Annotated in this window: 24 protein-coding genes and 3 pseudogenes; 18 read left to right on the forward strand and 9 right to left on the reverse strand. The window is 68.0% G+C overall.

The features are described from left to right. Window positions 1-9: 9 nt before the first annotated feature. The 3 genes and pseudogenes from ACIP79_RS02905 to ACIP79_RS02915 form a co-directional block, all read left to right on the forward strand. Window positions 10-130, forward strand: a pseudogene (locus ACIP79_RS02905) (IS5/IS1182 family transposase); the annotation flags it as partial. A 107-nt stretch (window positions 131-237) separates the two neighbouring features. Then, complete coding sequence (locus ACIP79_RS02910) at window positions 238-492, forward strand: hypothetical protein (protein ID WP_401218413.1); 255 nt, start codon at window positions 238-240, stop codon at window positions 490-492. Between the two features lie 146 nt (window positions 493-638). After that, window positions 639-1,151, forward strand: a pseudogene (locus ACIP79_RS02915) (DUF2637 domain-containing protein); the annotation flags it as partial. Window positions 1,152-1,230: 79 nt separating this feature from the next. On the opposite strand, the gene ACIP79_RS02920 reads toward ACIP79_RS02915, so the two are convergent. From ACIP79_RS02920 to ACIP79_RS02935, 4 genes are all read right to left on the reverse strand, one after another. Continuing rightward, a complete protein-coding gene (locus tag ACIP79_RS02920) occupies window positions 1,231-2,175 on the reverse strand; it encodes an alpha/beta hydrolase (protein ID WP_401218416.1) in 945 nt (314 codons plus the stop codon). Between the two features lie 72 nt (window positions 2,176-2,247). Then, entirely contained in the window at window positions 2,248-2,640 is a 393-nt protein-coding gene (locus ACIP79_RS02925; protein ID WP_401218419.1) for a RidA family protein, read from the reverse strand. A 118-nt stretch (window positions 2,641-2,758) separates the two neighbouring features. Then, entirely contained in the window at window positions 2,759-3,568 is an 810-nt protein-coding gene (locus tag ACIP79_RS02930; RefSeq protein ID WP_401218422.1) for a class II aldolase/adducin family protein, read from the reverse strand. A 155-nt stretch (window positions 3,569-3,723) separates the two neighbouring features. Beyond that, a complete protein-coding gene (locus ACIP79_RS02935) occupies window positions 3,724-4,206 on the reverse strand; it encodes an Lrp/AsnC family transcriptional regulator (RefSeq protein WP_401218425.1) in 483 nt (160 codons plus the stop codon). A gap of 160 nt (window positions 4,207-4,366) precedes the next feature. On the opposite strand from ACIP79_RS02935, the gene ACIP79_RS02940 reads away from it, so the two are divergent. From ACIP79_RS02940 to ACIP79_RS02990, 11 genes and pseudogenes are all read left to right on the forward strand, one after another. Next, complete coding sequence (locus tag ACIP79_RS02940; protein WP_401218428.1) at window positions 4,367-5,518, forward strand: acyl-CoA dehydrogenase family protein; 1,152 nt, start codon at window positions 4,367-4,369, stop codon at window positions 5,516-5,518. A 493-nt stretch (window positions 5,519-6,011) separates the two neighbouring features. Then, the gene (locus tag ACIP79_RS02945) at window positions 6,012-7,148 is read left to right on the forward strand and encodes a thiamine pyrophosphate-dependent dehydrogenase E1 component subunit alpha (protein ID WP_401218431.1); all 1,137 of its coding nucleotides are present in this window, start codon (window positions 6,012-6,014) and stop codon (window positions 7,146-7,148) included. Next, window positions 7,136-8,113, forward strand: coding sequence for an alpha-ketoacid dehydrogenase subunit beta (locus tag ACIP79_RS02950; protein WP_401219219.1), 978 nt, complete (start codon window positions 7,136-7,138; stop codon window positions 8,111-8,113). The genes ACIP79_RS02945 and ACIP79_RS02950 overlap by 13 nt, the downstream gene beginning before the upstream one ends. Window positions 8,114-8,130: 17 nt before the next feature. Next, the gene (locus ACIP79_RS02955) at window positions 8,131-9,453 is read left to right on the forward strand and encodes a dihydrolipoamide acetyltransferase family protein (RefSeq protein WP_401218434.1); all 1,323 of its coding nucleotides are present in this window, start codon (window positions 8,131-8,133) and stop codon (window positions 9,451-9,453) included. Between the two features lie 113 nt (window positions 9,454-9,566). Further along, window positions 9,567-9,734: a hypothetical protein gene (locus ACIP79_RS02960; protein ID WP_401218437.1), complete on the forward strand. Its 168-nt coding sequence runs from the start codon at window positions 9,567-9,569 to the stop codon at window positions 9,732-9,734. A gap of 1,156 nt (window positions 9,735-10,890) precedes the next feature. Further along, window positions 10,891-12,252 carry an FG-GAP-like repeat-containing protein gene (locus ACIP79_RS02965; RefSeq protein WP_401218440.1) on the forward strand — a complete coding sequence of 454 codons (1,362 nt, stop codon included), beginning with the start codon at window positions 10,891-10,893 and terminating at the stop codon, window positions 12,250-12,252. 31 nt (window positions 12,253-12,283) lie between these two features. Further along, a pseudogene (locus tag ACIP79_RS02970) lies at window positions 12,284-13,162 on the forward strand (transposase family protein). Window positions 13,163-13,395: 233 nt separating this feature from the next. After that, window positions 13,396-13,623: a hypothetical protein gene (locus tag ACIP79_RS02975; RefSeq protein WP_401218443.1), complete on the forward strand. Its 228-nt coding sequence runs from the start codon at window positions 13,396-13,398 to the stop codon at window positions 13,621-13,623. 368 nt (window positions 13,624-13,991) lie between these two features. Further along, window positions 13,992-15,095 (forward strand): Gfo/Idh/MocA family protein, encoded by a 1,104-nt coding sequence (locus ACIP79_RS02980; protein ID WP_401219221.1) that lies wholly within the window; start codon window positions 13,992-13,994, stop codon window positions 15,093-15,095. Beyond that, window positions 15,059-16,003: a PmoA family protein gene (locus ACIP79_RS02985; protein WP_401219224.1), complete on the forward strand. Its 945-nt coding sequence runs from the start codon at window positions 15,059-15,061 to the stop codon at window positions 16,001-16,003. The genes ACIP79_RS02980 and ACIP79_RS02985 overlap by 37 nt, the downstream gene beginning before the upstream one ends. Then, entirely contained in the window at window positions 15,997-16,710 is a 714-nt protein-coding gene (locus ACIP79_RS02990) for a cupin domain-containing protein (protein WP_401218446.1), read from the forward strand. The genes ACIP79_RS02985 and ACIP79_RS02990 overlap by 7 nt, the downstream gene beginning before the upstream one ends. Window positions 16,711-16,792: 82 nt before the next feature. Here ACIP79_RS02990 and ACIP79_RS02995 read toward each other — a convergent pair whose 3' ends face one another. Genes ACIP79_RS02995 through ACIP79_RS03015 form a run of 5 tightly spaced genes read right to left on the reverse strand, consistent with a single transcriptional unit; the run spans window position 16,793 to window position 22,637 of the window. Next, window positions 16,793-17,863 (reverse strand): ABC transporter ATP-binding protein, encoded by a 1,071-nt coding sequence (locus ACIP79_RS02995; RefSeq protein WP_401218448.1) that lies wholly within the window; start codon window positions 17,861-17,863, stop codon window positions 16,793-16,795. Further along, on the reverse strand, window positions 17,860-18,960 hold the full coding sequence (locus ACIP79_RS03000) for an ABC transporter ATP-binding protein (protein ID WP_401218451.1): 1,101 nt from the start codon (window positions 18,958-18,960) through the stop codon (window positions 17,860-17,862). Before ACIP79_RS03000 ends, ACIP79_RS02995 begins: the two co-directional genes overlap by 4 nt. Before the next feature lie 34 nt (window positions 18,961-18,994). Beyond that, complete coding sequence (locus ACIP79_RS03005) at window positions 18,995-19,903, reverse strand: ABC transporter permease (protein ID WP_401218453.1); 909 nt, start codon at window positions 19,901-19,903, stop codon at window positions 18,995-18,997. Between the two features lie 26 nt (window positions 19,904-19,929). Beyond that, on the reverse strand, window positions 19,930-20,988 hold the full coding sequence (locus tag ACIP79_RS03010; protein ID WP_401218456.1) for an ABC transporter permease: 1,059 nt from the start codon (window positions 20,986-20,988) through the stop codon (window positions 19,930-19,932). Next, window positions 20,985-22,637, reverse strand: a complete 1,653-nt coding sequence (locus tag ACIP79_RS03015; protein ID WP_401218458.1) for an ABC transporter substrate-binding protein — start codon at window positions 22,635-22,637, stop codon at window positions 20,985-20,987. Before ACIP79_RS03015 ends, ACIP79_RS03010 begins: the two co-directional genes overlap by 4 nt. Window positions 22,638-22,801: 164 nt before the next feature. Here ACIP79_RS03015 and ACIP79_RS03020 point away from each other — a divergent pair, with 164 nt between their 5' ends. The 4 genes from ACIP79_RS03020 (at window position 22,802) to ACIP79_RS03035 (ending at window position 25,666) form a co-directional block, all read left to right on the forward strand. After that, on the forward strand, window positions 22,802-23,800 hold the full coding sequence (locus ACIP79_RS03020; RefSeq protein WP_401218461.1) for a LacI family DNA-binding transcriptional regulator: 999 nt from the start codon (window positions 22,802-22,804) through the stop codon (window positions 23,798-23,800). After that, the gene (locus ACIP79_RS03025) at window positions 23,787-24,083 is read left to right on the forward strand and encodes a hypothetical protein (protein WP_401218463.1); all 297 of its coding nucleotides are present in this window, start codon (window positions 23,787-23,789) and stop codon (window positions 24,081-24,083) included. Before ACIP79_RS03020 ends, ACIP79_RS03025 begins: the two co-directional genes overlap by 14 nt. A gap of 1 nt (window position 24,084) precedes the next feature. Next, window positions 24,085-24,426, forward strand: coding sequence for a hypothetical protein (locus ACIP79_RS03030; RefSeq protein ID WP_401218466.1), 342 nt, complete (start codon window positions 24,085-24,087; stop codon window positions 24,424-24,426). Between the two features lie 127 nt (window positions 24,427-24,553). Further along, window positions 24,554-25,666: a glycoside hydrolase family 76 protein gene (locus tag ACIP79_RS03035; RefSeq protein WP_401218469.1), complete on the forward strand. Its 1,113-nt coding sequence runs from the start codon at window positions 24,554-24,556 to the stop codon at window positions 25,664-25,666. The last annotated feature ends 692 nt before the right edge of the window (window positions 25,667-26,358 follow it).

Genomic DNA, 26,358 nt, shown 5'->3' on the forward strand with positions numbered 1-26,358 from the left:
GCAGAGCATCTGCGGGAGCGCGGCATCGGGGCAGTGATCCCCATTCTTTGCGGACCAGCAGGGTTACCGACTGCGTCGCGGCAGCCAGGGCGGCAGGCCCCCAGCCTTCGACCGAGAGACCTACAGAAGCGCAACACCGCCGCAGGAGGCCGGCCGCGGTGTTCGATGCGTTAGGTGGAGGACCACCTGAGACGAGATCTACGCCGGGGAAAGGATCAAGTCACCGAGAGGAGTGGAGTGGAGGCACTCCACCTGCATCCAGCTCTGATCAAGCGGACGACCCCCGCGAGCAGCGAAATCGTGCGGGGAAGCCGCCTCTGCGGCCGCCAGGCACTGCGCGCTGTATCGATCAGCGACATCGCGTACGACGTAGAAACAGTGGACTATACGATCGTCGGCGAGATAGCGAAAACCGACGAGCCAGTTGGTTTCGATCATGATCGTTCTCCCGCGGAGAGTACGGCCGCAAGCGAGCGACACAGTGAAGAGTGATCATAAGGCTCACAGACGAGCGACATACTTGCCTAAGCAATATTAAGCTTGCTTGAGCAAAAAGACCAGATGTGGAGTGTCTCCGTCTACCACGCCCACGCGGCCACAGCGCCCGCCGCACGGTGCGGACCAACCACGTCCAGCTCATGCTCATTGTCATCATCATCTTCGGAGCGGTCGTCATCGCAGTGATCGGCATCGACGCGGGCATATGCGTCCCGTTCTCGCTCGACCTGCTCCTCACCTGGATCAGGATTCCGTTCCCGCTGCTGCGGCAGACGGCATGGCTGCTGACGGCCGCGACGATCGCCTTCAACGGCGCCGCCGCCTGGCCCGACCCGCTCGGCGTGGGCATGCACGCGGTCATCCCGATCCTGTTCGTGGTCTCCGTGGAGGCGGCCCGGCACGCGATCGGCCGGATCGCCGACATCACCGCCGACAAACACATGGAGGGCGTACGCCCCACCCGCTGGCTGCTCTCCCCGCTCCCCACGTTCCTGCTGTGGCGCAGGATGAAGCTGTGGGAGGTGCACTCCTACGAGCAGGTCATCAAGCTGGAGCAGGAACGTCTCGTCTACCAGGCGCGGCTGCGTTCCCGCTTCGGCCGTTCCTGGCGCCGCAAGGCCCCGGTGGAGTCCCTGATGCGCCGAAGGCACGCAGCCGCTCGGCTGCGTAGAGGTAACGCCAAGCACGACGCGGCGGCCTCGGAGGGAACTCGCGATGGCCGCCCTGCCGTAATCAGACGGGCTTCGCCTCGGAACCTCCTGCGAGCAGCGCACGCCAGCGGTCGACGATGCCGTCGACTGCTGCGTCCCCTTCGGGGATGAGATCGCCCAGCACGGGGAAGTCATGGATCTGTCCGGCAACGCGGAACAGATCCACGTCGACGCCTGCCGCCCGCAGCGCACGAGCGTATTCTTCCGCAGCATCGCGGAGCGGATCGTACTCGGCGGTGACGACCAAGGCCGCGGGTGTGCCCGCCAGGTCGGCGGCGGCGGCAGGGGACAGCCGCGGGTCCGACAGATCCTGATCCGGGGCGTAGAGGCTGATCCAGTATTCGAATTCGCTCGTTGACGCGAAGTAGCCCTCGGCGAACTCCACGTAGGATCCGCGGCGACGGTCCAGGTGCACTGCCGCACAGATGAGCAGTTGGGCTCGTACCGTGAACTCATTGGCGGACCGCGAGGCCTGTGCAACCACTGCGGCGAGATTGCCCCCGGCGCTGTCACCGCCGACGAGGATGTCCGGCCCTCCGGCATGGAGGTCGCCAGCGTTTTGACTGAGCCATGCGGCCGCGGCGAGCGCGTCCTCCACGGCGGCGGGGTAGGGGTTCTCCGGCGCCAGCCGGTAGTCGACGTTCACCACAACGCCTCCGCTGCGCGCGGTGAGTTTGCGGCACAGGGCGTCGGAGGTGTCGAGACCGCCGACCGACCATCCGCCACCGTGGAAGTACAGCAGAGGCGGCAGGCCGCAAACGCCTTCCGGGCGGTACACCCGTGCCGAGACGGCTCCTGACGGTGTCGGGATGTCGACTACGGAAGTGGAACCGACCCTGTCGCCCACGCCGAAGCTCGCGGACAACGTGTCGAGCTGGAGCCGGGCCTGCTGGAGGGGAATGTCCGCCAACGATGGTCCGTCCGAGGTCTTGTCGATGAGGCGCTGTACGCCAGGAACAAGCGGCATCAGGACTCCTTTGTCATGGAAGCACAGATCGAGTGGGCTGCCTGTCTGAGTGGGTGAGGCCGCTTGGCGGTCTCACTGCAGAACGGCGAACCCATCGACCTCGATGAGCCAGTCGGGCAGGCCGAGCGTCTGCACGCCGAGGAAGGTGCTCGCCGATACCGGCCACGTGCCGTCGAAGGCGCGTTGGCCCGCGGCGAAGATGGGGCCGATCAACTCGGGTCTGTGGCCGACGACGTGAATGGTGTTCTTGATCAGATCGTCCGGAGTGGCGCCGGCGGCCTCCAGGGCAGCCCGGAAGTTTCGGAAGGCCTGTTCGGCCTGCGCTTCGTGGTCGCCGACTCCGATGAGGTTGCCGTCCTTGTCCAGGGCGATTTGCCCGGCGATCGCGATGAAGCGGCTTCCCGTGCCGATCGCCGCGTGAGTGTAGAGGCCCTGGATCGGGGCCGCGAGGGTGACCGGGTTCATTCGTTGGATCGACATTGCGTCTCCAGTCTGATGTCAGGCTCGGCACACATGCCGACGCCCCAAGACGGCTGCGGAAGGGGCGGTCGAGCGCCACCGCGACCACGGTCAGATCCGTGCGTCACCGCAGGACATCGGGATCCTCCTCCACCACAAGTCCGGCGAGGAGGTTGAAGTTGTGCCGGGCCATGTTGGCGTTGCTGAACTGTCGGTGCGCCAGGGTGACTTCCTCGTCACTCATAACGCGCGGCGTCCCTGCCGCGTCGGCCAGGAGCTGCATCTGGCAGGCCCGGTCCATCGTGATGAACCACCATGCCGCCTCTTCTACGGACCGGCCCAGGGTGAGCAGCCCGTGATGACGCAGGATCGCCGCTCTGCTGCCTCCGAGCCGCTCGGCGATGCGCTCGCCCTCCTCCTTCTCCAGTACGAGGCCTTTGTACTCGTCGAAGAGCACATGGTCTCCGGCGAAGGCGCAGGACTCCTGGACGATCGGGTCGAGAAGTTTGTTCAGCGAGGCGAACGCTCGGCCGTGAATCGTGTGAGCGTGCGCGACAGCGACTGCTTCGGGGCGCGCATGGTGAATCGAGGAGTGGATCCAGAAAGCGGCCTTGTTGGTGCGACGCTCGCCCTCGACCACCTGTCCCTGCTCGTCGATGAGGAGCAGATCGCTCACCCGAATCTTCGAGAAGTGCACAGCGTAAGGGTTGACCCAGAAGCGGTTGGGGAACTCCGGGTCGCGTGCCGTGATGTGTCCCGCGATGCCTTCGTCGAAGCCGTACCGGGCGAAGACCCGGAAGGCGATCGCAAGCTGTTCCTTGCGGTGTCGGCGTTCGGCCTTGAGTGACTCCTTCGCGTCGGGTAGCTGGGGTATGTCGAGCTCGCCGACGCTGTCCAGACTCTCTGCGCCGGCGCTCTCAGTCGACACGGACATGGTGCTCAGGCCTCCTTCTTCGATGCTGCTGGGCATTCTTCAGCCTGCGCCCGGCCATCCAGGGAAGTCAACCTCGTAGGCAAATTATTGCGCCTCTCGGGCAAATCCAGGTCCGCGCTTCCACCGCCTCCAAGGACTTGCGAGGGCGAGGGTGCCTACGGTTGCCCACCCGAGCTGTCGGACCCGGCTCGGGCGTCGCGTCGCCAGGTGCCCAGCACCATCAGAGTTTTCGTCCCGATCACCGGCCCGGCGCGCCGCAGTCGGTCGATGACCTCGCGCAAGTGCTGGACGCCGGACACCCGTACCCGGACCAGCGCGTCGGGGTCTCCGGCGACCGTGAAGACCTCCAGGACCTCCGTGACGCTGGTAGCTGCCATGGTGATCATCTCGACCTTCACGTCGCCGGCGAATCGTAGTTCGACGAAGGCTTCGAAGCTGGACCCGAGTTTGCCGTGGTCCAGGATGACCGTGTAGCCCGCGATCACTCCGACCCGTTCGAGGCGGTCGATGCGCCGCTTCACGGCGGAGGGGGATAGGCGGACGTGCTCGGCGATCTCGGTGACCGGCCGTCGGCCGTCCTGCGCCAGCAGGTTGATGATCACGCTGTCGACGCTGTCGACATGTTCGGTACCCGGCATGGGCCGACCTCACTTGTGAGCAGGTTTTGTGCGCGGGATGCTGATCAAACTTCATAATTTTTGCGCGTACAACAATATCTCGGCAGGTTAATTGCATCAGAGCGGAAGGCTGTCAACTGTGGTCCCCCACGGGGACGAGACCACAGGAGAGGGCGCAGCAGTGAAAGTGGAGCGCGATTTGCCGACCCGCGAGGCCCATGACCTGCTGGACATGGTCACGGACATTGCGGACAAGGAACTGGGGCCACGAGCCGCCGAGTTCGAGGAAAGGGGCCGTTTCCCCCGCCAGGTCTTCCGTCTTCTGGGCGAGGTCGGGCTGCTGACGCTGCCGTTCGGTGAGGATGTCGGCGGCGGGGGTCAGCCCTATACGGTGTACCTGCAGGTGCTGGAAGAGATCGCCGCGCGCTGGGCCGCGGTGGCGGTCGGGATGAGTGTGCACACGCTGTCCTGCCACCCGGTGGCCGGGTTCGGTACTGAGGCGCAGCGGGCCGAACTTCTGCCGCGGATGCTGGGCGGCGAGGCTCTGGGTGCGTACTCCCTGTCTGAAACCCATGCGGGATCTGATCCCGGGGCGTTGCGTGCCTCCGCGGCGCAAACACCGCAGGGCTGGACCGCGCGGGGCACGAAGGCCTGGGTCACTCACGGTGGTCAGGCCGACTTCTACACCGTTTTCCTGCGGACGTCTTCTGACGCACGTCGGGGTGTCTCGTGCTTCCACGTAGAGGCCGACACCGCGGGGCTTGTCGCGGGAACACCGGAACGCAAGATGGGTCTGCGAAGCTCGAGCACCGCCGAGATGCGTTTCGAGAATGCTCTCATCCCTCGAGACAGGCTCGTTGGCGCTCCTGGCCAGGGGCTGCAGATCGCTCTGTCGGCACTCGACGCAGGCCGGCTCGGGATCGCCGCGGTCGCCGTCGGGATAGCGCAGGCCGCCCTGAGCTACGCGCTCGCCTATGCGCGGGAAAGGCAGACGTTCGGGCGGGCGATCATCGAACACCAGGGCGTCGGGTTTCTGCTCGCCGACATGGCCGCGAAGACCGAAGCCGCCCGGGCCACCTACGTGGCTGCCGCACGCCGCAAGGACAACGGCCAGCCGTATACCCGGCAGGCCAGTGTGGCCAAGCTGATCGCGACCGACACGGCCATGGCGGTCACTACAGATGCGGTGCAGGTCCTCGGTGGCGCCGGATACGTGCTCGACCACCCGGTGGAACGGTTCATGCGGGAAGCGAAGGTCACGCAGATCTTTGAAGGCACCAACCAGATCCAGCGCCTGGTGATCAGCCGTCAACTCGCCGACCCTGCACGCTGACCACCTCCGTGACCCCTTCATTCGCGCACATGAGGAAATCTGCCCTGCAGTTTCGCGATGCCGCAACTGTCGTCTCCGGCGGCGCGTCCGGCCTCGGACGCGTCGCCGGCCAGAAAATTACATGGGCAGGATGCCAGCGTCGGGTGCTGGACCTGCCTATCAGAGCGGGCCGTGAGGTGGCCGACCGTCCACGGCCCACACACTTCGTGGCGGCCGACGTCACGGCCGTATCCAGCCTGTTCGACACGCCTCTCATGGCAGGAGTGCCGGAGAGGGCGCGTGCAGGGCTGGAGGTCTCCGTGTCTCGTCCCTCCCGGTGGGGTGTACCGGACGAGTACGCCGCGCCGGTCGAGCACAGCGTCGACAACTCCATAGTCAACAGCAGCGTCGTCCGCCTCGACGGAGCGCTCCCTTTGGCACCGCGCTGGTACACAGCGCCCCATATCCCAAACATCCGTCCGCGCCCAACCCCGCACCGGAAACGAGACTCACGATGCCACGCAAGCAAGCCAAGCCGACCAGGGGCGCCGATCCGGCTGACGGTCCGATTCAGTTCCTCTCGCCCGAGGGCGTCCTGAAGCCTGACAGCAGACTTCAACTCCCTCCCGCCATTGATCTCCTCGCGCTCCATCGGGACATGACGCTGGTACGCCGCATGGATTCCGAAGCGATCGCACTTCAGCGTCAGGGGGAACTGGGTCTGTGGCCTTCTCTGCGCGGCCAAGAGGCGGCTCAGGTCGGTGCCGCCCACGCGCTGGCCGAGCAGGACATGGTGTTCCCCACTTACCGTGAACACGGAGTGGCCTGGTGCCGCGGACTCAACCCGGTGTCGCTCCTTGGCCTCTTCCGCGGGTCAACACTGGGCGGCTGGAACCCGTACGAACGTCGCTTCAATCTCTACACCCTGGTCATCGGCGCACAGACCCTCCATGCGGTCGGCTACGCCATGGGCCTGGTCCGGGACGACGTGATCGGATCCGGGGACAACTCACGAGACACTGCGGTACTGGTCTTCCTCGGCGACGGAGCCCTGAGCGAGGGTGAAACCAACGAAGCGTTCCTCTGGGCCGCGGCCCAGAACCTGCCCGTGGTCTTCTTCTGCCAGAACAACCAGTGGGCCATCTCCGCTCCCTACAGCGTGCAGAGCCGGGTCCCCGTCGCTCAGCGTGCGGCCGGCTTCGGTTTTCCCGGTGTACGGATCGACGGCAACGACGTGGTGGCTTGCCTCGCGGCGACCGGCGAAGCACTGGCCCGTGCGCGTTCCGCCGGCGGGCCGACCCTGATCGAAGCGGTGACTTACAGGATCAACGCCCACACCACCGCCGACGACGCCAGCCGCTACCGGCCATCCGCCGAAACCAAGGCGTGGACGGCCAAAGATCCGCTGGAGCGACTGCGTCTGCACATAACAGCCAGCGGCGCGGCCGACGAGAAGTACTTCGCCGATATTGCACGACGAGAACAAGAACTCGCAGAGCACCTCAGGACCGGCTGCCGGTCACTGCCTGCGCCGGATAACGCGTCGTCCTTCGAGAACACCTATACCGACATGACAGCCGAGCTCAGACGCCAGCTCGCCGAGCACGAGGAGTACATCGCCTCCGACCAGCAGAGCGGATCCCCCCGATGAGCATCTCCATGGTCAAGGCCCTCAACAACGGACTTCGCACATCCCTGACGGACGACCCCAAAGTCCTACTGATGGGCGAGGACATCGGGCGGCTGGGCGGGGTGTTCCGCGTCACCGATGGTCTGCAGAAGGAATTCGGAAGCCTGAGAGTCATCGACACCCCCCTCGGCGAAGCAGGCATTGTCGGTTCCGCGATCGGTCTCGCCCTGCGCGGCTATCGGCCGGTATGCGAGATCCAGTTCGACGGCTTCGTCTACCCAGCCCTCAACCAGATCATCAGCCAGCTCGCGAAGCTCCGGCACCGCTCTGGCGGTGTGATCACCTTGCCCGTGGTCATCCGTATCCCCTACGGCGGCGGCATCGGCTCCATCGAGCACCACTCCGAATCGCCCGAGGCCTACTTCGCCCACACCGCCGGTCTCAAGGTCGTCACCTGCTCCAACCCGCAGGACGCGTATGACATGATCCGCCAGGCCGTGGACGACGACGACCCGGTGATCTTCCTAGAACCCAAGCGGCACTACTGGACCAAGGGAGAGGTCACCGACGAAACACCGACGCCGTATACCCGGGCCCGGGTGATACGCCCCGGCACCGACGCCACCCTCATCGCGTACGGCCCCATGGTTCCGGCAGCTCTCGAAGCCGCCGATGCCGCTGCCGAAGAAGGGCGCAGCGTCGAGGTCATCGACCTGCGCAGCCTTTCACCACTGGACCTGGACACCGTACGGCAGTCCGTCCACCGCACCGGACGAGCCCTGGTCACTCATGAGGCTCCCCTCTCCCATGGATTCGGGGCGGAGCTGGCCGCGCGCATCCAGCAGGAGGAGTTCCACTTCCTCGAAGCGCCCGTCCTGCGGATCACCGGATACGACACGCCCTATCCGCCCAGCCGCCTTGAGTCGGACTGGCTTCCGGGGGTCGACCGCATCCTCGACGCCCTCGACCACAGCATGAGCTTTTGAAGGAGGAGCGGGTCATCGTGTCGAACGAGCACATCTTCCTGCTACCTGATGTCGGCGAGGGCCTCACCGAGGCCGAGATCCTCCAATGGGCCGTCCAGGTAGGCGACTCCGTGGAGATCAACCAGGTACTCGTCGAGGTGGAAACAGCCAAGGCCGCCGTCGAACTCCCCTCGCCGTACGCAGGAGTGGTCGGCACGCTCCACGCTCCGGCAGGGCAAACCCTGCCCGTGGGCAAACCTCTCATCACCATCCTCGGCGAGACCAACGGCACTACCCCTGGGACGGATCCCACCGCCGCAGCGGACTCCGCAGCGGCTCCCGACAGGGAAGCACTGCTGGTGGGGTACGGCCCGCAGGAAGGCAGGGATCGCCGTCGGCGGCGCCGGCCCAGGAGTTTGCCCTCACCGTCCGCGGACCAGCCAACAGCCCCGTCCCCCGTCCAGGTAGCGGCCACGGAGCGGACTGCAGCCAAGCCCCCCGTCCGCAAACTCGCCAAGGACCTGGGCGTCGACATCACCACCGTCACACCCACAGGCCCTGGAGGTGCCGTCACCCGCGACGATGTGCGCAGGGCGGTGCAGGCCGGACCGACAGCGACAAAAGCCCCGGAGCCGAGGATCCCGGCCCCCGCGGCCGAGACCCGCATCCCGATTAGAGGTGTCCGCAAGCACACCGCTGCCGCCATGGTTTCTTCCGCGTTCACGGCACCACACGTCACCGAGTTCATGACAGTCGACATCACGGCGACCATGCGACTCCGCGACACGGTGGCCGTCCGCCGCGAGTTCCGAGAGCTGCGTGTCACACCGCTGCTGTTCGTGGCCCGCGCACTCCTACTGGCCTTGGGTAACACCCCTGAAGCGAACGCTAGTTGGGACGAGCCGACGCAGGAAATCGTCCTCAAGCACTACGTCAACCTGGGCATCGCCGCCGCGACCGGACGAGGGCTCGTCGTCCCCAACATCAAGAACGCCGACCAGATGCCACTGCGGGAACTCGCCCAAGCGCTTGCCACGCTCACCAGCACGGCCCGCGAGGGCAAGACAACGCCCCAGTCCATGACCGGCGGTACCATCACCATCACGAACGTCGGCGTATTCGGCGTAGACACAGGAACGCCCATCCTGAACCCGGGTGAGGCGGCCATCCTCGCCATGGGCGCCATTCGCCGAACGCCCTGGGTCGTCACCGACGCGTCGGGGACCGAGACGATCGAGCCCCGGTGGGTCACTCAGCTGGCGCTCTCCTTCGACCACCGGCTCGTCGACGGCCAGCAGGGCTCTCAACTGCTGGCCGACCTGGCGGCCTTTCTGCACGACCCCGGCCTGGCGATGCTTTGAGGTGGCCCGCGTGCGCCGGAGGTACTCGCAGGCACGCGGATGCGGTGTCGTCACCCAACAGACCCCGCCCGGTTCACGAGAAGCCAACTGCCAGCGGATCCCATCGACTATGGTTGCAAGCCGTCATCGAAGCGCTCGTCGAATGTCAGGCCCGCCAGAAACGGTTCGCCGACTGGTATCCCGACGGGAACTGGCCGGCTCAGACGCTGGCGGTGGTGGCTGCCCTCGGAATGCCGGAACTCGTCGTCGAGGTGGAGGCAGTCGCGACGGCGCCCGGCTGAGGAGGTCCGAGGAGTTCCGAGCACTGTTCCCCGCACCGGACACCACCGTTTGGCTCGACACACCCGGCGCACCCCCGGCAGCAGAACCGGTCACCGACGCACTGCAGGACACGGTGGAGAGGTGGGCCCGGGAGATTTCGACTGGACGCAGTGGGAAGCGGCCTCCGACAAGGCCCGCCGCGGTCGCGACGCCGGTCGGGGAGGTGGCTGCGACCAAAGGGCGCGAGTCCATTCGGGTGGTGGCGGAGTGACCGTCAGAACGGCCTTCGTGATGGCGCCATGGCCATGGCGAGTGGCGTGTACGGGGCCGCGCAACCTTTCCTGTTGGGCACAGGTGGGCAAATGCTGGACAGCCGGTGACCATGTGATGCACGGCCCATGCGCTGCACAATATGCATGTCGATCGGGTGCCCGAGGGGAGCAGGCAAGCGAGCCATGAGGGCGGCCAGTTAACTTTCAGCGGTCCCACCGAGAGGTCGGGTCGAGCAGAAGGCTAGTCATGACATTGGGCAGTTGATACAAGAACGGCGCATCATTGCTCCGTTCGGCAGGCCGCGCAAGCATCCGAGGAACGTGCCGTCCGCCGAACCGTCATATGCCGGGACGACGGGACCGTCCTCATCAGCCGACGACATGTGTGAAGTGATGCGCCAGGCTCGAAATCACGGCTGAAACCCGTCGGGGCCGCTGCACATGTGGCACCGGTGACGCCCTTGTCACTGACCTATAAAGGATTGGGCGTCCGGCGGCTTCGGCGCTTCCTGCCGCTGACCGCATCGGGGGTTCCGCGCGCAGCTCGTTCACGGCCGAAGGACCTCAAGGCGGGACCGTGAGATCGGCCCGCCATTAGCGCGGGCCGGTATTGACGTGCACCCGCCTCGTCATTATGGTCTGGACCAATCTCAACACTGATGCACTGCGACGGTCGTACCCCACGACGACAGGAGATGCATGTGTGCACGCCAGACCAGTCCGCATACTTATTCTCGACACGCTCTTGACAACGTTATCCACGCCCGCTGGGCCGGTGGGGAACAGCACCACAGCAGCCGTGTGCAACAGGTACTGCGTGAGGAACAAGATGTCTGTCAAAACCACCTTGAGACGGCGCCTCCGGATCGGCGCACGAGGCGTCTCGGGCCGTGGCGGAGCGGTGATGGCCGCCGTCCTGACGGCCCTTCTGCTCTGTCTCATCCCTGGCGCACCCGCACACGCCGCCACAGCCAAGCCTCAGTTGCGAGTCATGCCGCTCGGTGACTCCATCACGTGGGGCGTGGGCAGCCCAAGTACTTCGTCCTACCGTGCCCCGCTGTACCGCCTGGTGTCGGCACAAGCGCCATACACCGTGCAGTTTGTTGGATCGCAAGGTTCTGGAACCCTTCCGGACCAGGCCAACGAGGGGCACAGCGGCTGGGTCATTTCCCAGCTGCGCGACGAGATCGACGCGTATATGGCGGCAACGCCGACTGATGTGGTTCTGCTGCACATCGGGATCAACGACCTTGATCGCAACGTCGACATCGCCAACGCGCCGGCCCGCTTCACCGGCCTCGTCGACCGCATCTTCGCCAACCGCCCCGGGGTCAGCGTCATCGCCCTCGGGCTCATACCGACAACGTCCGGCTTGGAGGCGAAAGTCGCCACCTTCAACGCTGCCGTGAAAAAGGTGCAGGCCAAGGAACAGGCGGCCGGTCACAAGTTCCTCTACCTCCATCCGCCCGCGCTGACCTCCGCGCAGTTCGCCGACCGGCTCCACCCCAACGACGCGGGCTATCAGAGCATGGCCAACTCCTTCTACGCCGGCCTCGACGAGGCGGTCGAGGCCGGCTGGGCCACTGGTTCTCGAAGCCCGGAGGCAGGCAACGAGTCCGGTACGACAGGGAAGGTGCGCTGGGGTGACTTCGACGGCGACGGCATGACCGACTACCTCACGGTGGCGTCGAACGGCCGGGTCGATGCCTACCTCAACCGCGGTGGTGACGGCCGGGGCGGCTGGTCCCCGCTGGGCCAGGTGGCCACCGGCCAGACATCGGATGCCACGCGGGTGCGCTTTGCCGACTTCGACGGTGACGGACGCGCCGACTACCTGCTCACCGGCGCTTCCGGGGCGGTGTCGGTATGGCTCAACCGCGGCGGTGACGGCCGGGGCGGCTGGTCCCCGCTGGGCCAGGTGGCCACCGGCCAGACAGGCCGTGCTGACACCGTCCGGTGGACGGACCTCGACGGCGACCGCCGGGCGGACTACGTCTGGATCGGCTCGGACGGTGGGGTTTCTGCCTACCTCAACCGTGGTGGCGACGGCCGGGGTGGCTGGCTCGGCCGCGGCCACGTCGCGTCCGGCATGACCAGCGATCCGAGCCGGGTCTCCTTCGCGGACTTCGACGCCGACGGAAATGCCGACTACGTCTTCGGAGACAACACCACGAACTCCGCGACGGTCTACACCTGGCAGGGCGGCGACGGTCACGGAAATTGGGGGAACCTCGGCACAGTTGCCAGTGGGGTCAGCATCGGCTGACCCCACCACCACCGGCTGCGGAGGTTGCCATGTGCCGCCTTCGAAGAAGGCGGCGGAGTTGGCCAGGCCGTGGGTGGTCAGGATGAGGGCGCCGGTACCAAGACCGGGGCGGGGCGGGGCGAGGAAGCGGGCGCCGGGCGCCGGTGCCCGGCATCAGCTGGTGTTCGTGGACCGGCTGGTAGCCACACTCATCCACCTGCCGCACGCCATGCCGGCCCTGCTGTACGAGGTGGACCGCTCCACCGTGACCAGGGCGGTGGGTGAGGTGCGCCGACTGCCGGCCGGGCGGGGCTTCGCCGTCCCGAAACGGCCCGGTGTGCGGCTCCGGGACGACCCGGTGTGCGGCTGCGGACGCTGGAGGATGTGTTCGCCTACACCTAAGGCCGAAAGTGTCCGGCGGCGGCTGGACGCCACCGAGGTCCAGGCCCGCCCCCCGTCCACAGGCCGCGGCGGCCGGCGGGCCTTCATATCGGACAAGAAGAAGCAGCACACCATGAAGGCCACCGTCATCGCCGATCATCAGGGTCGCACCTCGTGGACCGACGCCCTACGGCCCGGGCCAATTAGCGACGCCACTGCCGCCCGTCCGGCCGGTATCAGCAGATGCTTCCATACCTTCGACCGGGTCCGGCTCCTCCTCGACGACGGCTGTCTCGGCCTGAGCAAAGACCATCGGGGCAAGGCTCCGGCCCAGCCCCGCAAGCTACGGCCAGGCGCGACACTCCCCTTCCTCGATCACAACGAATGCCAACGGCACGAGCACATCTCGCAACGGATCGTGGTCGAACACGCCCTCGCCGGCCGCAAACGCTCGAAACAACCGACGCGCTGGACCCACCGCCGCGGCCGACTCCCCGACACATGCCAGGCCATCGCCACCCTGGTGTCCGATCGCAGCGTCACCACCTGACGGACGCCGTGCGCAGAACACACACGCCCCACCTGCTGTCACGCACCAACTCGTTAGTGCTGTGATGGGAATGTCATGTCCGCCGACGAAGCCTCCCTCATCCTCGGGCGCACCTTCCACCAGGCACTTGTCTCGGGCGACTGGGACGGCGTACGGGCCCTGCCGCACGACGACGCCACCTGGACCTGCCCGGAGACGACACCATCTCCGGCACAGCCGAAGGCGCCGGAGCAGTGGTGGAGCGCGCTCAGCGGATCGCCTCGTACGGGCTCGACTTCGAGCTGCTGCGTCTCCTGGTCAGCAGCGAGAACATGGCGCCGTCCCTGCACGACACCGCGCACTGGAAGGACGCTGTGCTGGGCGAATTCCTGGCCTTGGTCAGCCGACTCTGCGACGGAAGGATCGCGAGTACCGAGACCTGTCCCTCCGACGTGCCCGGTATGAACGCCTTCTTCGTCTGACAGCTCCCGCTTGGGTTCTGGCCTTCGACCGGCTCCTCGCTCCGGCCCGCGGAGCCCCGGCCCGCTCGGAGCTGCCGACCCGACGTCGAGCTGTACGCCCGCTACGTCGAGCCAACCGTCGCCAAAGGCATCGTTCCGAACGACCCGGCACTCACCTCAGCCCGGGGCAGGGCTCTGCCGACCTCCGGCTTGCGCATTCTGAAAACGTTCCCAGACTGGGGCGGTGCCAAGGTTGACAACGTTCTCATACGGCTCGTAGGTTCACGGGAAAGCGCTTGCTAACGTAATGCACCGTGGGGGTGTTCGCTCTGTCCCGCTTCTCAGGACGCACAGAAGCCGCAACCGATTCGCCGCGCTCCGACCGCACGCTGCGCACCGCCGTCGTGGGCACGGGCTCGATCGCGAGGGGAGCCCATCTGCCCGCTCTGCGGTCCCTCGCCCCCGGGGTGGACGTCGTCGCCGCCGTGGATGTCTCCGAGGAGTCCGTCCGCTCCTTCTGCGCGGAGGGCGGCATCCCGCACCCCTATACGAGGCTCGACCTCATGCTCGCGGAACAGAAGCCCGACCTCGTGGTGCTCTGCACTCCACCCGCCACACACCGGGAGCAGACGGTCGCCGCCCTGCGGGCCGGCGCGTGGGTGCTGTGCGAGAAGCCGCCCTGCCCTTCTCTGGAGAGCTTCGACGAGATGCTCGCCGAGGAGGGCGACGACGGTCCCTACGCGGCCTTCGTGTTCCAGCACCGGTTGGGTTCCGGGCCACGCCACGTGCGGCGCCTTCTGCGGGACGGGGTGCTGGGACGCCCGCTGGTGGCGCACTGCCAGACCACCTGGTACCGCGACGCCGCGTACTTCGCCGCGCCCTGGCGCGGCCAGTGGGAGACCGAGGGGGGCGGGCCCACGATGGGGCACGGCATCCATCAGATGGACCTGCTCCTCGATCTGCTCGGCCCCTGGGCCGAAGTCAAGGCCATGGCGGGCCGGCTGATCCACGACGTACGAACCGAAGACGTCTCGACCGCTCTCGTCCGCTTCCGGAACGGGGCGCTCGGCACCGTCGTGAACAGCGTCCTGAGCCCCGACGAGGTCAGCCGCATCCGGATCGACTGTGAACACGCGACGGTGGAAGTCACCCACCTGTACGGCCACTCTAATGCCGACTGGCACATCACCCCCGCTCCCGGGGTCCACGAAGAGACGGCTGCCGCGTGGCGGGACTTCGGCGCGGACGAGCCCAGCTCGCACCTGGCACAGGTGCGTTCCTTCGTCCACGACCTGCGCCTGGGCAGGCGTCCCGGCACGAGCGGGGCCGGCGGCAGGACCACACTCGAACTTGTCTCGGCCCTCTACAAGTCGGCCTTCACCGACAGCACGGTCCACGCGGGTGAGATCGGGCCGGGCGACGACTTCTATTCGGCCCTGCACGGAGGCACCCCGGGCTGGGCACCCACGAAGGACCTGGAGGGCACCGCGTGAAACTCACCCACCTTCACGGCGAACGGGTCGATGTGGCGCACGGCGGCGTCCGCCTGCTCTCCTACGTCTACGCGCCGGAAGCCGCTTTCGAGGCACCCAAGCCGTACCTGCATCCCCTCGCCACGCTCTCCGGCGGTGTCGTCACCGACTACCGGCCCAACGACCACCGGTGGCACAAGGGCATCCAGCTGACGGCCTCCCACCTCTCCGGACAGAACCTGTGGGGCGGTAACTCCTACGTGCACGGCGAGGGATACCTCGAACTGCCCGAGCGGGTCGGCTCGATGACCCACGAGGGCTTCGACGAGGTACGTGCGCAGGACGGCCTCGCGGTCCTCGCCGAGCGCCTGACCTGGCGCGCACACGACGGCTCCGCGTGGGCCGACGAGCGACGCCGCGTCGAGACAGCCGTCCCGCGACGGGACCCGGGCGCCTGGCACCTTACCCTCTCCACCTCCGTCACCAACCTCCGCGAGGAGCCGCTGCGCTTCGGCAGTCCGACCACCGAGGGCCGCGAACTCGCCGGGTACACGGGCCTGTTCTGGCGCGGACCGCGCGCCTTCCGCGGGGGCCGGATCCTGACCGCCGACGCGGAAGGTCCCGAAGTCATGGGCACCCAGTCGCAGTGGCTCGCGCTCAGCGGCGAGTTCGACGGCGTTGACGGGCACGCGACCGTCGTCTTCGCCCACGCCCCCGAGAACGATCACACCGGTGAGCGCGGCACTCATCCCGCGCACTGGTTCGTCCGCAACGAGCCCTTCGCGGCCGTCGCCCCCTCCTGGGCCTTCTACGACGAACTGGTCCTCGCTCCCGGCGACACCCTCATCCGGCGCTACCGTGTCGTCGTCGCGGACGGCCGCTGGGAGCGCGGGGACATCGCCACCTATCTCGCGGAGCAGCCGTGGTGAGCTTCGACGGCCTGCCGGGCGCCGTCGGCGTCTCCCATCTCTCCGTCTACGACTGGGAAGCGGCGGACGGTCACTGCGGCGGTAGTCCCCACCTGCATCTGACCTGCACCGAGGGATACGTGGTGGAGTCGGGCCGGGGCGCCGTGCAGACGCTCACGAGCCGGGGTTTCACGTCGACGCCGCTGGCACCCGGGTCCGTGGTGTGGTTCACGCCGGGCACGATCCATCGGCTCGTCGACGAGGACGCGCTGCGCATCACGGTCCTGATGCAGAACAACGGTCTTCCGGAGGCAGGCGACGCGGTCCTCACCCTGCCGCCCGCCCACCTCACCGACCCGCGCACGTACGCGGCGGCCGTCTCCCTGCCCGCCGAGGACACGGAGGCGGCCGCGCGGCGCCGGCGTGACCTGGCTGTCGAGGGTTTCGCCGTCCTGCGGGCCGCCACCGAGGCGGGTGAGCCAGGTCCGTTGCGCACCTTCCTCGAGGCCGCGGCCGCCCTGGTCCTCCCGCGGCTGGAGGACTGGCGCGAGCGCTGGGAACGCGGCGCGCTGCGGGCCGCCAGGGCGACGGGCGCACAGCTCGACCGCCTGGCCGCGGGTGATGTGAGCCATCTCACCGAGGCCGCCGTGCACGCACGGATCCCCGCCGTGCACGGCAAGTACGGCATGTGCGGCCGGCTGGACACCTACGACCTGCCGGGAGCCTGAGCCCTCGCTGCCCCCGTCCTCGACGGCCGGAAGCCGCCGGGCACCACGTGATCCGTGGTGCCCGGCGGCTTGCGGCCGTTCGTCAGCCGGTCGCGACCGACGCCGGGTCCACTTCCATGCCCTTGAGCGGCGCGGCCAGTTCCGCGCCGCGGCCCTTGTCGTGCAGCCAGCAGTGCGCCCAGTGGCCGTCGCCGAGGTCGGTGCGCGGCGGGAACGAGGTGCGGCACTCGTCCATCGCGAAGGGGCAGCGTGGATGGAAACGGCAACCGGCGGGCGGGTCCGTCAGGTTCGGAGGCTCGCCCGCCGTCTCGCCCTCGTCGAAGGCGGTGGCCCGGTCCACGACGATGCGTCGCGCCGGATCGGGGGACGCCTCGACCAGCATCCGGGTGTAGGGGTGCCGTGGTGTGTTGATCACCTCCTCCTTAGGCCCGCCCTCGACCATCTGCCCCGCGTACATGACCTGCACTTCGTCGCACAGGTAACGGGCGGAGGCGATGTCGTGCGTGATGTACAGCAGGGCGAGGCCCCGTTCGTCACGGAGCTTGCCGAGGAGGTTGAGCATGTCCAGGCGGATCGACACGTCGAGCATGGAGATGGGCTCGTCGCCCAGCAGCACCGAGGGCCGCACGGCGAGCGCGCGGGCGATGACCACGCGCTGGCGCTGACCGCCCGACAGGGAGTGCGGGAGCTTGGACAGGTAGTCCTGCGCCGGGCTGAGACCCACCTGTTCCAACAACTCCGCCGCGAGCGAACGGGCCTGCGCCTTGGTTCTGGCGTGCCGGTGGATGAGCAGCGGCCGCTGGAGCGTGTAGCCGATCGTGTGGCCCGGGTGCAGGGAGGCGAAGGGGTCCTGGAAGATGAGCTGGACCTGCCGGTGGTAGTCGCGGCCCGGTGCGCGCCGGGTGGTGACCGGCTCGCCGTTCAGTTCGATCGTGCCGGACGTGGTCGCGTACATCCTTGCCAGCAGTCGGGCTACGGTCGTCTTCCCCGAGCCCGACTCTCCGACCAGAGCGACGATCCGGCCGGGGTGCAGGGTGACGTTCGCGTGCTCGACGGCGTGCACGCGCGCGCCGCCCGGCATCTCGAAATGCTTCGTCACTTCGACGGCCTGCAGGACGGGAGTCTCCTGTGGCGCTGTCTGTTCCGTACTCATCGCTTGTTCTCCTCGGCTGCCTGGCCGGGGGACGGCTGCTCCTGCCCCGGTTGCGTCGTGTCCTCTGCTTCGGGAAGGTGACAGGCCGTGACGCGGCTGCCGCGCAGGACGGGCAGCGGGCGCTCGGTGCGGCAGCGGTCGAAGGCGTGGGCGCAGCGTGGTGCGAAGGCGCAGCCGACCGGGAGCCGTCCGAGATCCGGTGGTGTACCGGGAATCCCGTGCAGCACCTGAAGGGGGGCGTGCAGGGGAGGGAAGGAGTCGCGCAGTCCCTGGGTGTAGGGGTGTTCCGGGCTGAGGTAGAGGCTCGTGGCCTTTCCCGTCTCGACGATGCGCCCGGCGTACATGATGGCGATACGGTCGGCGACCTCCAGCAGCAGCGACAGGTCATGGGTCACGAGGACCACGGCGAAGCCGATCCGGTCCCGCAGGCGCAGTATCTGACCCATGATCTGACGCTGCATCACGACGTCCACGGCTGTGGTCGGCTCGTCCATGATGACGAGGGACGGCTCGCAGGCGAGGGCCAGAGCGATGGAGGCGCGCTGGCGCATCCCGCCGGACAGCTCGTGCGGATAGGCGCGGGCCCGGTCGGGGGTGATGCCGACCATGCCGAGCAGTTCGGTGATCCGGGTGTCCAGTTCGTCCCGCCCGATGCCCTTGCGGTGCTCGCGCAGGACGTCCGCGAACTGCGCGTGGAGGCGCATCACGGGGTTGAGCGCGTCCATCGCGGACTGGAGGACGACGGCGATGTCGTTCCAGCGCAGCCGCCGCAGTTCCCATTCGGACAGGGACAGCAGGTCGACGGTGGAGCCGTCGGCGCCGTGCAGCACCATCCGGCCGGCCGTGGTCGCGGCGGGTGGGCGCTGGAGCCTGGCGAGGGCGGTGATCAGGGTGGACTTGCCGGACCCGGACTCACCCGCGATCCCGAAGATCTCGCCCCGCCCCAGCGTGAAGTCGATGTCCGCACAGGCTCGGACATCCGTCTCGGGGCCGCCGGGGCCCAGATAGTCGACGCACAGCCCACGGATGTCGAGGAGGGGTTCGCCGGCCGAGGGGCCGGGCGCCGGAGACGGCAGGTGATCGATGGTTGCGGTCATGACTGGAACTCCTTCACACCCGAGGCGGTCGTTTTCACACGCTCGCCGCGGTCGAGGCGGGGACCCGGGAGGCGGCCCGGCGGGAGGTGCGCCTGCCGGTGGCGAGCCGTGGGTTGGCGATCTCGTCGATGCCGAAATTGACGAGCCCGGTCGCGGTCCCCAGGGCGGCGATGCAGAAACCGGGCGGCAGGAACCACCACCACTGCCCGTTGAGGATCGCGTTCTGTTCCTGCGCCTTCTGGATCATCGTGCCCCACGAGGGATTGCCCGCGTCCGAGACCCCGAGGAAGGCGAGACCCGCCTCGGCCAGGACACCACCGATGATCGCGTGCAGGAACATCGCGAAGACCCAGCCGGAGAGCAGCGGGAAGACCTCGCCGAAGACCAGGCGCAGTCTGCTTTCGCCCAGCATCCGGGCCGCCTGGGTGAAGTCGCGGTTACGCAGGCTCATCGTCTGGGCCCGCAGGGTCCGCGCACCGCCCGCCCAGCCGAAGACACCGATGATCACGGCGATGCTGAGGGCACTGATGTTCTCGACGTAGCCGGCCACCACCAGAGTGAGCGCGAAGACGGGCATGACGATGAAGAGATTGGTGACGAAGTTGAGCACGGTGTCGGTCCAGCCCCCGAAGAACCCCGCGGTGACGCCGAAGACGATCGCCAGCGCGGTGCCGATGACCGCGGAGACCAGCCCCACCAGCAGGGAACCCCGGGCGCCCGCGATGACCTGGGCGAGCACGTCCTCACCGGACGCGGTGGTGCCCAGCGGATGGGCACCGCTCGGCGGTCTGCTGACGGCCAGGTAGTTGAGGGTGGTGGGGCTTCGCCCGAGCACCGCGTCGTTGAACCACGGTCCGAACAGCGCGGCGAGCACACAGAGGGCGAAGACGACCAGGCCGACCTGGACCTTGCGGTTGCGGAGCATTCTCGTACGGGAGCGCATGGGTGTCTCTCTTCTCCTCGGCCCGATCAGCCCTGGCCGCGGGTGCGCGGGTCGAGCAGGACGTACACGCTGTCGGCGACGAAGTTCGCGATCAGCACGGCGAGCGTGGTGAACAGCAGGATTCCCTGCATCAGTGGCAGGTCGCGGTTGCCGACAGCGCCGGCCAGCAGACTGCCCATGCCGGGATAGCCGAAGACTGTCTCGGTGACCACCGCGCCGCCGATCACCGAGCCGATGGCGAGGGCGAAACTGGTGAAGGTCGGCAGCAGGGCGTTACGTGCCGAGTACCGGAACAGCACCCGGGACCTGGACAGACCCTTGGCACGCCCCAGGAGCACGTAGTCCTCGCTGGTGGTGGTGAGCGTCATGTTGCGCATCCCCAGCAGCCAACCGCCGAAGCCGGAGAAGACCATGGTCAGGGCCGGCAGCAGCCCGTAGTGCAGCGTCGACAGCCAGTATGCCGGCGAGCCTGGGGCGGTGTTCGGGTCGGCGCCCCCCGACAGCGGGAACCAGCCCAGCCGGAAGGCGAAGTACCAGAGCGCGAAGAGCGCCACCCAGAAGTACGGGACGGAGCTGAAGAAGGTGCTCAGCGGGCTCAGGACACTGTCCATCCTGCTTCCCGAGCGCCAGCCGCACAGAGCGCCGAGCAGGGTGCCGAAGAGGAAGGCCAGCACCGTGGAGGCGCCGACGAGGAGCAGGGTCCAGGGCAGCGCCGAACCGATGAGCTGGGAGACGGGTGTCGGGAAGTTGGTGAGGGAGAGGCCGAGGTTGCCGTGGGCGAGTTCGGAGAGATAGTGACCGTACTGGACCAGGAGGCCGGAGTCCTTTTCGCCGAACAGTTTGCTGATGGCCGCGACGGTCTCCGGCGGTACGGTTCCGCCGTTCTTCTGCTGCATCTGCTGGACGATGGCGCCGGTCGCGTCGCCCGTCATCAAGCGGGGCAGCAGGAAGTTGAGCGTGACCGCCGACCAGGCTGCGATGAGATAGAAGCCGAGCCGTTTGCCCAGTTCCCTGAAGCGGGCGGTGCCCCGCCGGCCGCGGGTGGCCGGCCCCGCCGCGGGTGCGGGCACGGTGAGGGTCGTCATGCCTGGACCTCCTTCAGTGAGCGAAGCAGGGTGGCGGCGGCCGGGGCCGAGTTGACCCCGAGCACACTGCCGTCGTCCTTGTTGGCCGGCCAGTGCGTCCAGAAGGCCGAGGTGCGTGCCGCCCAGTTGCAGGACCAGACGAGCGGGATCAGGGGCAGCTGTTCGGCCAGGATCCGCTGGAGCCCGTGCACGGCGCTCTCGATCTCGGCCTGCTCGTTCGTGGCGGCGAGCTTTTTGAGGAGGACCGCCGTCTCCTCGTCCTTCCACCGGATCATGTTGAACGTGGTGGGCTTCCCGATCGGGGTGACGGTGTTGGAGTCCATCAGCAGGTGGAAGTGGTTGTAGACGGAGCCGCCGCCCTGGGTGCTGAGATGGACGTCGAAGTCACCCTTGTTGACCCGGTCGACCAGGGTGGGGACGTTGACCGCCGACAGCCGCACCTCGACGCCCAGATGGCGCCGCCACTGGTCGGCGAGAGCCGCGCCGAGGATGCTCTGGGTAGGGATGCCGGAGAAGCAGGCGAGTTTGACGGTATGGGTGCCCTTCTCCGGATGGACCAGAGCGCCCCCGCGCACCGACCAGCCTCCCTTGGCCAGCTCGGCCCGCGCGGCGCCGGCCTGCGGCTTCGGCACTCTGGCGTAGCGGGGCAGCAGCAGGGAGCCGAAGACGTTGGGCGCGAGCCCGGCGGCGTTGGCGGGCCCTTGACCGGAGTCGACGAGCTCGGAGACCGTCGTGCGGTCCAGCGCGAGGCTCAGGGCCCTGCGCACGTGCACGTCGCTCCACGGCTGCTTCGCGTGGTTGAACAGGATCGCGGCGAACGAGCCGTTCGGGGAAGGGATGTAGGCATTGCGTTTCGGGTCGCGGCGGTCGAAGTACTTGGTGCCGCCGGCCCAGGAGATGTCTACGAAGTCCAGCTCGTGCGCGAGGATGCGCAACTTGGCGTTGTCCTCGCCGACCGTGGTGAAGCTGACGCGCTGTGGCCCCATCGGTCCACCCCAGTAGTCGTCGCGGACTCGCATCACGACCTGCGCGGTGGAGAAGGTGTCGAGGACGCACGGGCCGGTGCCGACCGGTTCCGGGTTGGCCCATGTGGTCACCGGGTGCTGCTCCCACAGGCGTTTCGGCACAATCTTCAGCGTGCCCAGCGGAGCGATCTCCTGGTAGGCCGGGTGGTCCCAGAGCAGCCGCACGCGGTCCGGGCCCGAGCGCTCGGCCTTGTGGTAGGTCACGCCGGCGATGTTGGTCTCCGGATGCTTCAGCGGCAACTGGAAGCTGTACAGGGCGTCTTCGACAGTCAGGGGATGCCCGTCCGAGAACCGGACTCCGTCGCGCAGGGTCAGTTCCAGAGCACGGCCGCCGTCCTGCCAGGTGAAGGACTTCATCAGCCAGGGGCGGGCCTCACCGCCTGACATCTCGACGATCCACAGCGGTGGTTCGTACACGAAGTTGGCGAGCGAGCCGATCGTGCTGGCCGGTGAGTAGATGTTGAAGTTGCGCACCATGCTTGAGTTGCGGTTGGACAGGGCCAGGGTGCGCGACCTGTCGCCCCCGCCACCGCCCGGCACACTGCATCCGCTCAGCGTGACCCCCGCCCCCACCACCACCCCACCGGTGGTCAACAGCAGCGCACGCCTTGACAGTTGGGGCACAGGACTTCCCCTCTCCATTGAGGCTGACATCGTTCTCAGAAAGCGTTTTCTGATAACGTTTGCAGGCAACGTAACCAGGAGGAAATCTTCCGTCAACCCTTGACACCGGCGGCAAGGCCGCAAGGGGGCGGGACGAGGTCCGCAGCGACGCACGAGGAGGAACCGTGGGGGACGAGCCCACCATGCGGGACGTGGCCCGCGCAGCGCAGGTCAGTGTCAGCACCGTCTCCCGCGTCATCAACGGTGAGAAGTACGTGGGGCGCGCCACCCGGGAACGGGTGACCGAAGCGGTCGCTCGGATGGGCTTCCAGCCCAACGCGCTCGCCCGCAACCTGCGCCCCGGCCAGGCCTCCTCAACCCTCGCCCTGGTCGTCGAAGATCTGTCCAACCCGTTCTCCGCCGCCATCGCCGACGGGGTGGACGAGGTCGCCAGGGCCCGCGACCACCTCGTGCTGCTCGGCTCCACCAAGCGCGACTTCACACGCGAACGCGACGTCCTGCAGGAGATGGTGCGCCGCCGCGTCGACGGCATCCTTGTCGTTCCCCGACCCGAGAACCACGCGCACCTGCACGCCGAGATCTCCCGGTGGGCCCCCATGGTCTTCCTCGACCGCGTACCACGCGGCGTCAAGGCGGATGCCGTCGTCCTCGACAACCGCGGTGGCGCGCGCCGCGCCACCGCGGACCTCGTCACCCGCGGCCACAGCCGGATCGGCTACCTCGGCGGAGCGTCGAGTGTCACCACCGGCGCACAACGCCTCGCGGGATACCGCCAGGCCCTGCGTGACAACGGCCTCGAACCGGACCCGTCCCTGGTGCGCCTGGACAACCACGACGTGGCCTCGGCCCAGGAGGCGGCCGCCTCGCTCCTTGCCGGGTCCGAGCCGCCGACCGCGCTGTTCGCGGACAACAACCGCATGACCCTCGGCGCTGCCACCGCCGTCCACCGCTCCGGTCGGCCCGTCGAGATCACCGGCTTCGACGAGGTGGAAATGGCTGAGCTGCTGTCCCTGCCCCTCACCCTCGTCACGTACGACGCCGTCGAGCTCGGCCGGAGGGCCGCCGCCCTCCTGCTGGACCGGATCGCGGGCGACCCCGCGAAACCCCGTCGCGTCACCCTGCCCACGTCCCTCACGCATTTCGGGAGTCATGACCATGCATGACCGCCGGGCCGCCACGAAAGCTCGTCCGAGCCGTACCCTGCGTGAGCGCGCCCGTCCTGCCGTGCACCCGCTGAGGCTGCCGCCCGACGTCGCCGTGTGGGAGGCCGCCGGCGGGCCCGTCCCCCTCACCGAGACCCTCGGCGCCGCCCGCGCACCGACCGGTGGGCGAGGCCCGGGGCTCGTCCTGGTCCACCACCTGGCTCTCGGCGCCGCCCGCACGTCGACCAGGTGGACGATCCCCGGGGCTGCTCCGGTCCACCACCTGGTTCCGGCCGCGCGGTAGCGTGCCCCGCGGGTGGGCAGGGCGGCACGTCGGGACGCACGCCGATCCTGGCTTCGACCGTTCCTCAGCCGGATTCCAGGCGGAGGGTTTCGCCTGCACCGCTGAGGGCGCCGCCGTCGAGGGGCTCGACCCCTACTCGGTCCGGACACCGGTCGCCGCCCGCTGCGGAACGGCTCTCTTCGGCCGCGTCGATCCCGCTGCACGCACCGACCGCGCCGACGCCGACCTCGCGGCGGCCGTCCGCCCCGCACTCGACGGCGGCACCCCGGGCGGCGCAGAAACCCTCGACCGGCAGTCGAGAACGGCGCCGCGCCACTGGCACACCCGCCAGGGCGAGGACTGACCTACGACGGGTCGCAGTCCCGGGGCACCGCCCAACTGTCCGCGTGACCACCGGCCCGGTGTGGCGATCGCACCGGCTACCGGCACACGGTGTTTCCCCCTCACTCCGTACGAAAGGAACTCACCTGATGCGTGTCCGCTCGTTTCCGCTCCTGGCAGTGACAGCCGCCCTGAGCCTGTGTCTCCTGTCCGTACAGCCCGCCTCCGCGCAGCCCGCCTCCGCGCCGTCCGCGGCCGACAGTCATGAGGGCCAACGGCACGCCGACGCGACCGCCGCTGTCAACGGCCTGCTGAGCTGGTACAACATCGGCACAGGGCAGTTCGATACCACCGGCTGGTGGACCAACGCCAACGACCTCCAAGCGGTGCTCGACTACTGGCAGGCTCCGGGGGACACCGGAGGCCACAACTTCAAGGAGCTGGCCGCCGACATCTACGAGAAGAACGTCGACAGGTACGACGGTCAGTTCCGCAACGACTACCTCGACGACACCGGATGGTGGGGCCTGGCCTGGCTGCGCGCTTACGACCTCACCAAGGACCGCCGCTATCTGCAGACAGCCATCGCGGACGCCAACCACATGTGGAGCTATCACGACGACATCTGCGGCGGCGGCATCTGGTGGAACTACCCCCGTCAGTTCAAGAACACCATCACCAATGAGCTGTTCATCGCTCTGTCCGCGGGCATCCACAACAGGCTGGCCGGCGATACCACCCACCTCCGACGCGCCCTGAACGTCTGGCACTGGTTCGAGGACAAGAAGCTCATCAACAGCGACAACCTCGTCAACGACGGCCTCAACACCTCCTGCGTCAACACGGGGCTGACGACGACCTGGACGTACAACCAGGGCGTCATCCTGGGCGGCCTGGCCGAACTGCACCGAGCCACCGGCGACCCCGCCTTCCTGAAGCGGGCCCGCACCATCGCCGACGCCGTGGTCACGTCTCCCGTGCTCGCGTCCGGCGGCATCCTGTCGGAACCCCACGACCACGACGCGGACCCCGACGGTGATCAGCCTTCCTTCAAGGGTGCCTTCATGCGCAACCTCGGCACGCTCGACCGCGCCCTGCCCAACCACCCGTACAGCGCCTTCATCGACAAGCAGGCCGACTCCCTGAACACCCTTGACCGCAACGGCGACTTCTACGGCTACCACTGGAGTGGTCCTTTCGACAGGGCGGACGCCGCCCGTCAGCACAGCGCCATCGACGCCCTGGTCGCGGCCATCCGCTGACGGATTCGTGTGCATCGGCACCCGCCTTCCGAGTCCGAACCGACGTGCGGACCCAGAGGACGAGATCGCCCGTTCGTCACCGCCCCCCGCCGCACTACGTGATCTCGTGCGCGCCGGTCGGCCTCCTCGACGAACACGCCGTTGCCGGACAGGGCTCGCCGCCGGTCATGCGGCGAGCCGGACGCACCCTCCGGCACACGGACCGCCGGCCGATTCGGAATGCTGCTTTAAGGGGCCGGGGCGAGAGCGGGCGCCGGCTCCCCCGGCCGGGTGCCGGCAGGCGTGGTGCCGAGGCGCTGCCCGGTTCCGGATGGCGACCGCTGAAGGGTGTCCGTGACCGAGTCACTCCCCTGCCGACCCCGCCACCGTACGTATGTGATCACCGCGTCGGCCGGACGCGGCTCGCGCCACACCGGTCGTGTCCGGTGGGCGTCGGCGCAGTGCCTGCCGTGCGTGAATGCGGCACGGCGCGCGATTCGCACCCCAGCGGGCGGCGCCGTCCGACTGCCTGTAATTGCTCCCTCCGACCTCTTGTCGCTGGCGAAAGGTGGGGCTAGCATCCGAGGGAACGTTACCAAGGGAACGTTACCAAGAACTCGTTGTGCTCCACACTCCATGCAGGAGTCATCAGGGCGAGCACGCTGCGCAGTCGAAGGAGATGGCGCCGACGTGTCCATGACTCGGTCGCGAAC

The organism is Streptomyces sp. NPDC088747, assembly GCF_044751025.1.
Taxonomy (GTDB): Bacteria; Actinomycetota; Actinomycetes; order Streptomycetales; family Streptomycetaceae; genus Streptomyces.